This window comes from Microbacterium sp. 77mftsu3.1 (genome assembly GCF_900100525.1).
Classification (GTDB): domain Bacteria; phylum Actinomycetota; class Actinomycetes; order Actinomycetales; family Microbacteriaceae; genus Microbacterium; species Microbacterium aquilitoris.
In genome coordinates, this window is the sequence record NZ_FNCR01000009.1 from 1 (window position 1) to 2,663 (window position 2,663).

Here is a 2,663-nt window from a genome sequence, read left to right on the forward strand (position 1 = left end):
GATCACTAGTCCCGACTTTCGTCCCTGCTCGACCTGTCAGTCTCACAGTCAAGCTCCCTTGTGCACTTACACTCGCCACCTGATTGCCAACCAGGTTGAGGGAACCTTTGGGCGCCTCCGTTACTTTTTGGGAGGCAACCGCCCCAGTTAAACTACCCACCAGGCACTGTCCCTGAACCGGATTACGGTTCGAAGTTAGATATCCAGAGTGACCAGAGTGGTATTTCAACAATGACTCCACGGTAACTGGCGTCACCGCTTCAAAGTCTCCCACCTATCCTACACAAGCCACACCGAACACCAATACCAAGCTGTAGTAAAGGTCACGGGGTCTTTCCGTCCTGCTGCGCGTAACGAGCATCTTTACTCGTAATGCAATTTCGCCGAGTTCGCGGTTGAGACAGTTGGGAAGTCGTTACGCCATTCGTGCAGGTCGGAACTTACCCGACAAGGAATTTCGCTACCTTAGGATGGTTATAGTTACCACCGCCGTTTACTGGGGCTTAAATTCTCAGCTTCGCCTTGCGGCTAACCGGTCCTCTTAACCTTCCAGCACCGGGCAGGCGTCAGTCCGTATACATCGTCTTGCGACTTGGCACGGACCTGTGTTTTTAGTAAACAGTCGCTACCCACTAGTCTCTGCGGCCTCCACGCCCTTTCGGAGTAAATCCTAATAAGCGGAAGGCCCCCCTTCTCCCGAAGTTACGGGGGCATTTTGCCGAGTTCCTTAACCACGATTCTCTCGATCTCCTTGGTATTCTCTACCTGACCACCTGAGTCGGTTTGGGGTACGGGCGGCTTGAACCTCGCGTCGATGCTTTTCTTGGCAGCATAGGATCACCCACTTTTTATCCGCATCGTGTCTCAGCCTTAATGAGAGACGGATTTGCCTATCTCTCGGCCTACGCACTTGCCCCGGGACAACCATCGCCCGGGTTGGGCTACCTTCCTGCGTCACACCTGTTAATACGCTAGCCGCACCAGAACGGGGTCGAGCGTTAGACCGGCCGGCTTCACCCCGAAGGGATCCACTCAGCCGGGTTAGGACTCTTAGCACCACTGGATTAGCTTGGGCGGTTCTTCGCCGGTACGGGAATATCAACCCGTTGTCCATCGACTACGCCTGTCGGCCTCGCCTTAGGTCCCGACTTACCCAGGGAAGATTAGCTTGACCCTGGAACCCTTGGTCTTTCGGAGGACGTGTTTCTCACACGTCTTTCGCTACTCATGCCTGCATTCTCACTCGTGTAGCCTCCACGGCTGGTTCACACCGCCGCTTCGCTGGCCACACGACGCTCTCCTACCCATCAACACGGCTGGACCACGAAGGCCTACCAATAATGTCAATGCCACAACTTCGGTGGCGTGCTTGAGCCCCGTTACATTGTCGGCGCGGAATCACTTGACCAGTGAGCTATTACGCACTCTTTCAAGGGTGGCTGCTTCTAAGCCAACCTCCTGGTTGTCACAGCAACTCCACATCCTTTCCCACTTAGCACGCGCTTTGGGACCTTAGTTGGTGGTCTGGGTTGTTTCCCTCTCGACTATGAAGCTTATCCCCCACAGTCTCACTGCTGCGCTCTCACTTACCGGCATTCGGAGTTTGGCTGACGTCAGTAACCTTGTAGGGCCCATCGGCCATCCAGTAGCTCTACCTCCGGCAAGAAACACGCAACGCTGCACCTAAATGCATTTCGGAGAGAACCAGCTATCACGAAGTTTGATTGGCCTTTCACCCCTATCCACAGCTCATCCCCTCAGTTTTCAACCTAAGTGGGTTCGGTCCTCCACGACGTCTTACCGTCGCTTCAACCTGGCCATGGATAGATCACTTCGCTTCGGGTCTAGGACATGCGACTGAATCGCCCTATTCAGACTCGCTTTCGCTACGGCTACCCCACACGGGTTAACCTCGCCACATATCGCTAACTCGCAGGCTCATTCTTCAAAAGGCACGCTGTCACCCCTACTAAGGAGGCTCCAACGGTTTGTAAGCAAACGGTTTCAGGTACTATTTCACTCCCCTCCCGGGGTACTTTTCACCTTTCCCTCACGGTACTTGTCCGCTATCGGTCATCTGGGAGTATTTAGGCTTATCAGGTGGTCCTGACAGATTCACACGGGATTTCTCGGGCCCCGTGCTACTTGGGATACTCTTCGCGTCAAGAGAGGCATTTCGACTACGGGGTTGGCACCCTCTATGACCCGCCTTTCAATGCGGTTCGTCTATACCTTCTTGTAACGCCGACAGATCGGCAGAACTGTCTGAAAAGTCCCACAACCCCGAATACGCAACTCCTGCCGGATATCACACGTACTCGGTTTAGCCTGTTCCGGTTTCGCTCGCCACTACTAACGGAATCGCGGTTGCTTTCTCTTCCTGTGGGTACTGAGATGTTTCACTTCCCCACGTTCCCTCTACCCGCCCTATATATTCAGGCGGGAGTCACTAGGTCGGCACGCCGCCCAGCGGGGTTTCCCCATTCGGACACCCTCGGATCAAAACTTGCTTATCAGTTCCCCGAGGCTTATCGCAGATTGCTACGTCCTTCTTCGGCTCCAGATGCCAAGGCATCCACCGTTTGCTCTTAAAGACTTGAAATCACATGAGTTGAATCGTCAATCGAAATTGACTAATGATCTTTAAGATCATCTTTCTGAAC

1 rRNA gene is annotated in these 2,663 nt (G+C 53.8%); it reads right to left on the minus strand.

What is annotated here, in order from left to right:
- Positions 1-2,602 (minus strand): 23S ribosomal RNA (locus BLR68_RS17645); the annotation flags it as partial.
- Positions 2,603-2,663 lie beyond the last annotated feature (61 nt).